Below are 4457 nucleotides of genomic sequence, written 5' to 3'. Positions count from 1 at the left end.
TGGTGAAGCCGCAACAGGTGATGGCGGGCGCGCTCGATCCCGCGAACCAACTGCACCGGTGGAACCTTGGTCAAGATGCTCAACTGTCCATTCCTCTCATGGAGAACTCATTGGTCACCCACACGGAATCGATCGTCGGGGATCACCAGGCGCTCGAGCTTGGAGGTTTCGTGGAGATCCGCCGGAGATTGCGGGCAGGCAGTCGGTGAGGTGACACGCGCTGAACTTATGGCCGTGTCGACCGGCTGACGTGAGTAGTCGACTACTCCACTTCCGTCGCACGTGGACTGGCGGGATCGGTGGTTGTTTGCGAGGCCCGGCGGCAGCCCCGATCGACCCGAACTACCGGTTGAATCCGCTGTCGAACCGAGTTACGGTTTCGGCGACCTTGATCCTGTCAGAGGGTGCTCTGGCGATCGTTTCGAGTTTCGACGAAGAATCGAGTGGCTGTGGCCGAGTCGGCGAATGACGGAGAAGCTCCAGTAATTGTCGGACTGTCCGATGCGGCGATGCACATGTACGCGGCCGCGATCGACGCCCTCCCCGACCCCGGTGATCCGGAGTACGCCCACCGCGCAGGGGTGATCCTCTACGGGCTCCGCAAGCTGCAGGCATCGCTGTCCGAAGCCGCGGGCCGCAGCAGGGTCACGCCGTCGGTCATCGTCGCATTGAGCGGCGTGCGGACTCGCTACGACGAATTGATGGAGACCGCCGCCCACGGGCCGAACGCCACCCTGGGCCAGCGGCTGTACGTCGCGCGTGGACGCGCCAAGCTCTCGACCAAGGAAGCCGCGAACGGGGTGGGGCTGCGGCGCGACCTCATCGAGGCGGTCGAGGCCGAGGAGCACGCAAGCGAAGAAGAATCCGCCAAGATCAAGGATCTGATCGCCGCACTCGGCGGTTGACCTGAAGCGGCTGATGACAGTCGGCCGCGCTTCGATAATCTGGCTGCCGGTCGCGACCTTCGTCGGTATCACGTTCCTGGCCTCTGGAGCGTGCCAGGCCGGCCAGGGCGCGCTCGGGATCGATCCCGCGTCCTGATCGAGATCGTCCAATTTGCGCCTGGGTTCGCTGCCGTCGCGACGGTCCTGCTCTTCAAGAGGTCGACCCGGTGGCGCTTCCAGTTCGTGCCGGGAACCTTCACCGGCCGCGGCGTGCTGCGGATCGGTGTAGCCCGTGGCTGCTGCCGGCAGTCTGTTGCTGCTGACCGTCGCGCTTTGCGCTGCAGCCGGGATCGCCATTCCCGTCACGGGCATGTCCACCGTCGGACCGCCAGTCGCAGCACTTCTCGTTGCCCAGTTCGTCGGCGCCTGCGGAGAAGAACTCGGCTGGCGCTGGTACCTGCTGGCGTTCCTGGCGGCCACCATCGGGACGTCGATCGTGCTCGCGCTCCTGCACAGCAGGGGTGCACCGGATCTGCTCGTCGCGGGCCTCTTTCACTTCCTGATCAACATCGGCCTGCTGGTGGTCCTCGACGAGGAGAGCGGAAACGCCCCGCCGGAGATCGCGTTCGGCGTGGCCGCGGTCGTGGTGGCGCGCTGCGCCGTCACGTTCCGGTACCTGTACCTACGCGTCAGGTGAACGGGCTGTCGCCCGTGGCCACCCGCGTGCCCACGTCGATCAGATTCTGCGCCGACGCGTGCAGCTGCTCCCCCGCCTCCCGGCTGGCCTGGCCCACTAGATAACGGGACCACGTGCCCTCGATCACGATGCCGAGCTTGAAACACGCCATCGCGACATACCAGTCCAGCCTTGATGTTTCGCGGCCGCCGGCCCCGAGGTAGGCATCGAGAAGCTCGCGTCGGCTGGCTAATCCACCCAACGCGGCCAGTTCCGTGCCAGCGGTGATCATGTTGGTGTCCAGTGGCCAACAGATGAGCATCCAACCCAAGTCCAGTAGGGGATCGCCGACAGTGCACATCTCCCAGTCGACGAACGCCGCCAACTCCGGCCTGTCACGGCGGAGCAGAACGTTACTCAGGTGAGGGTCGCCGTGCAGGATCCCTGGCACGCCGTCGGCAGGGCGGTTGGCCTCCAGCCACGCCGCGAGTTCGCCGACGGCCAGCGATTCGGGCGCGTACCGGTCGTGTCGATAGCTTTCGAGCAGCCGCAGGAACTGCGGAACCTGGCGCTCCAGAAAGGAACCCGGCCGCTTGAGTTCGGCCAGCGGCTTGCCCTCCCATGCCACGTTGCCGAGTTGCGCCAGGCTGGCCGCATATGACAGCCCGACCTGGTGCCGCATACCCGGGTCACGCACGTAGGCCTCATCCATATCGTCGCCGGGGTTGAAGCCGTCGACCTCCTCCATCAGGTAGAACACCACTCCGAGTACGTCGAGGTCGTCGCAACCGGCGATGAACCCAGGATGTGGCACCGTCGTGCCGGCCAGTGTCCGCAGCGCCGCGATTTCGCGCAGCATCGTCTTGTCACTTGTCGGCCGGGGGTGCAGCGGCGGACGGCGCAGCACCATCGGGCGCCCGTCAACGTGAAGCCGCACCACGATGTTCTGTGTGCCACCGGTTAGCGGCTCGACATCGGTGAGTGTCGACCCCAGGCCTTGCTCACGCACCCAGCGCTGCACCGCAGCCTGGTCGTCATGACTCAGTGTCGGAAGCTGCTGCGCGTCGCCAGACATCCAGCCATCGTGTCAGGCCTTGCGGGCGACCAGCAGCAGGTACTCCCATTCCATGGTCGACGAGCCGCTCAGAACGCTGTCGCCCACCTCGGCGATGGCCGCGTCGAGGGCCGCCACGCGGTCCGGATCACCCTCGATGTTGCGGTACACCGCGATCGTCGGCCCGTAAAGCGTCTTGAAGTAGTCACGGAACTCGGCGCCGTCGGCGAAGCGATCGACAGTCAGCATCCGTCGCTCGGTAACGACATCGGTGACACGGTCGCCGAACAGTGCGCGGACGTGGTCCTCTTGACCCCACAGCGGAGGTGGCTGCGCACCCGGCGGGGGCGCCGGAGCGTACGGCTTCATCGCGGCCCACAGTCTGCCGATGTGACCCTCGGGCGTCCAGCTGATTACACCGATCCTGCCGCCCGGCTTGCACACCCGAACCAATTCGCCGGCCGCGAGCTCGTGGAACGGCGCGAACATCACGCCGATACAGGATATGACGACATCGAATTCGTCGTCGGCGAACGGCAATTCGTGGGCATTGGCTTCACGCCATTCGAGTTCGGCGCCGCGCTTGGCGGCCAGCGCGCGGCCGTCCTCCAACAATTCCGGGCACAGGTCGCTGGCGACGACGCTCGCGCCGGTCAGCGCGGCGGGGATCGCCGCGTTTCCGGTGCCGGCGGCCACGTCGAGCACTCGATCGCCGCGCGCTATGCCGGTGGCCTGCACCAGCACGGGGCCGAGGGGCAAGACGAGTTGGGTGGCGAGTTTTGCGTAGTCGCCGGATGCCCACATGGCCCGGTGTTTGGCGGCAACCGCCTCATTCAACGTTGGGGTTTCAGCAGTGCTCATGACGGTCTCCTCGTAGTCCTTCATCGCAAATCGTGCGCCGGACGGCGCGGGGTTCTCCAGTACCGAATCTGTACTGGTCATTTTCCGCCGTGGAGGGTGTACTTGACTTGCTGTGCATTAGCTGTGGAGGTGTGTTGATGTCTGGATACGGCCAGTTCTGCCCCGTCGCCAAGTCGATGGAAGTGCTCGACGAACGGTGGACGTTGCTCGTCGTGCGGGAGATGTTGGCGGGCAGCACGCATTTCAACGACCTGCGGCGGGGAGTGCCGAAGATGTCACCGGCGCTGCTGTCCAAGCGGCTGAAGTCGCTCACCCGCGCGGGGGTCGTGGAGCGCACCGAGATCGACGGTCGCACGTCGTACACACTGACTCCGTGTGGCAAGGAACTCGCCGACGTGGTCGAATCGCTGGGCGCTTGGGGTGTGCGCTGGATCGGTGAGCTCGGCGAGGAGGACCTCGACCCGCACCTTCTGATGTGGGACATCCGCCGCACCATCCCCATCGACAAGTGGCCACGGGGACGTACCACGGTGGCGTTTCGGCTGAGCGGCGTGGCGCCGAAGGCGTCGCGCTGGTGGATGGTGGTGTCGGACGGCGACGCCGACGTGTGTGACTTCGACCCGGGCTACGAGGTGGCGGGAACGATCGAGACGAGCCTGCTCACCCTGACCCGCATCTGGCGTGGCGACGTGGAATGGTCTCGCGCATTGCTCGACGGCAGCGTCACGCTATCCGGTCCGGCCGATGTCCGCCGCACCATCCCCTCTCTGATCGGGCAATCGACGCTGTCCGCCGTGCCACGGCCCGCGTGAAGGTCGTTCTCGCAGGATCGCTCGGCCAACGGATCTCAGCAGATCTGAGCACGCGCGGCCACCAGGTCGTGGTCTTGTCTCGTCAACCCGATACGAGTTCCGCTGTACGTCAGTTGTTTTGGGACGGCCGGTCGGTCGGCGACTGGGCCGCCGAGCTGGAGGGTCCGGAC

6 protein-coding genes are annotated in these 4457 nt (G+C 65.9%); 4 read left to right on the top strand and 2 right to left on the bottom strand.

Annotated features, from left to right (window positions below; translation table 11 throughout):
• The 3 genes from QOC69_RS36825 to QOC69_RS36815 form a co-directional block, all read left to right on the top strand.
• The coding region (locus tag QOC69_RS36825) for a hypothetical protein (RefSeq protein WP_526447906.1) at positions 1-209 on the top strand (209 nt) is incomplete at its 5' end.
• Between the two features lie 306 nt (positions 210-515).
• Positions 516-905 carry a hypothetical protein gene (locus QOC69_RS36820; RefSeq protein ID WP_526447910.1) on the top strand — a complete coding sequence of 130 codons (390 nt, stop codon included), beginning with the start codon at positions 516-518 and terminating at the stop codon, positions 903-905.
• Between the two features lie 271 nt (positions 906-1176).
• Positions 1177-1581, top strand: a complete 405-nt coding sequence (locus tag QOC69_RS36815; RefSeq protein WP_526447905.1) for a hypothetical protein — start codon at positions 1177-1179, stop codon at positions 1579-1581.
• Here QOC69_RS36815 and QOC69_RS36810 read toward each other — a convergent pair.
• Positions 1574-2635 (bottom strand): phosphotransferase family protein, encoded by a 1062-nt coding sequence (locus tag QOC69_RS36810; protein ID WP_526447903.1) that lies wholly within the window; start codon positions 2633-2635, stop codon positions 1574-1576. The two genes, QOC69_RS36815 and QOC69_RS36810, sit on opposite strands and share 8 nt — an antisense overlap.
• Before the next feature lie 12 nt (positions 2636-2647).
• Positions 2648-3475, bottom strand: coding sequence for a methyltransferase domain-containing protein (locus QOC69_RS36805; RefSeq protein ID WP_526447908.1), 828 nt, complete (start codon positions 3473-3475; stop codon positions 2648-2650).
• 137 nt (positions 3476-3612) lie between these two features.
• Between QOC69_RS36805 and QOC69_RS36800 the strand changes: the two genes are divergently transcribed.
• Entirely contained in the window at positions 3613-4287 is a 675-nt protein-coding gene (locus QOC69_RS36800; protein ID WP_526447901.1) for a winged helix-turn-helix transcriptional regulator, read from the top strand.
• Positions 4288-4457 lie beyond the last annotated feature (170 nt).

This window comes from Mycobacterium sp. (assembly GCF_032162105.1).
Lineage (GTDB): Bacteria > Actinomycetota > Actinomycetes > Mycobacteriales > Mycobacteriaceae > Mycobacterium.
The sequence above is the reverse complement of the archived record's forward strand: the minus strand, read 5'-3'. Positions and strand labels throughout refer to the sequence as shown.

Coding starts and splice junctions, on each gene's coding strand:
- QOC69_RS36820 (WP_526447910.1), top strand. CDS start 516: ATGTACGCGGCCGCGATCGACGCCCTCCCCGACCCCGGTGATCCGGAG.
- QOC69_RS36810 (WP_526447903.1), bottom strand. CDS start 2,635: ATGTCTGGCGACGCGCAGCAGCTTCCGACACTGAGTCATGACGACCAG.
- QOC69_RS36805 (WP_526447908.1), bottom strand. CDS start 3,475: ATGAGCACTGCTGAAACCCCAACGTTGAATGAGGCGGTTGCCGCCAAA.
- QOC69_RS36800 (WP_526447901.1), top strand. CDS start 3,613: ATGTCTGGATACGGCCAGTTCTGCCCCGTCGCCAAGTCGATGGAAGTG.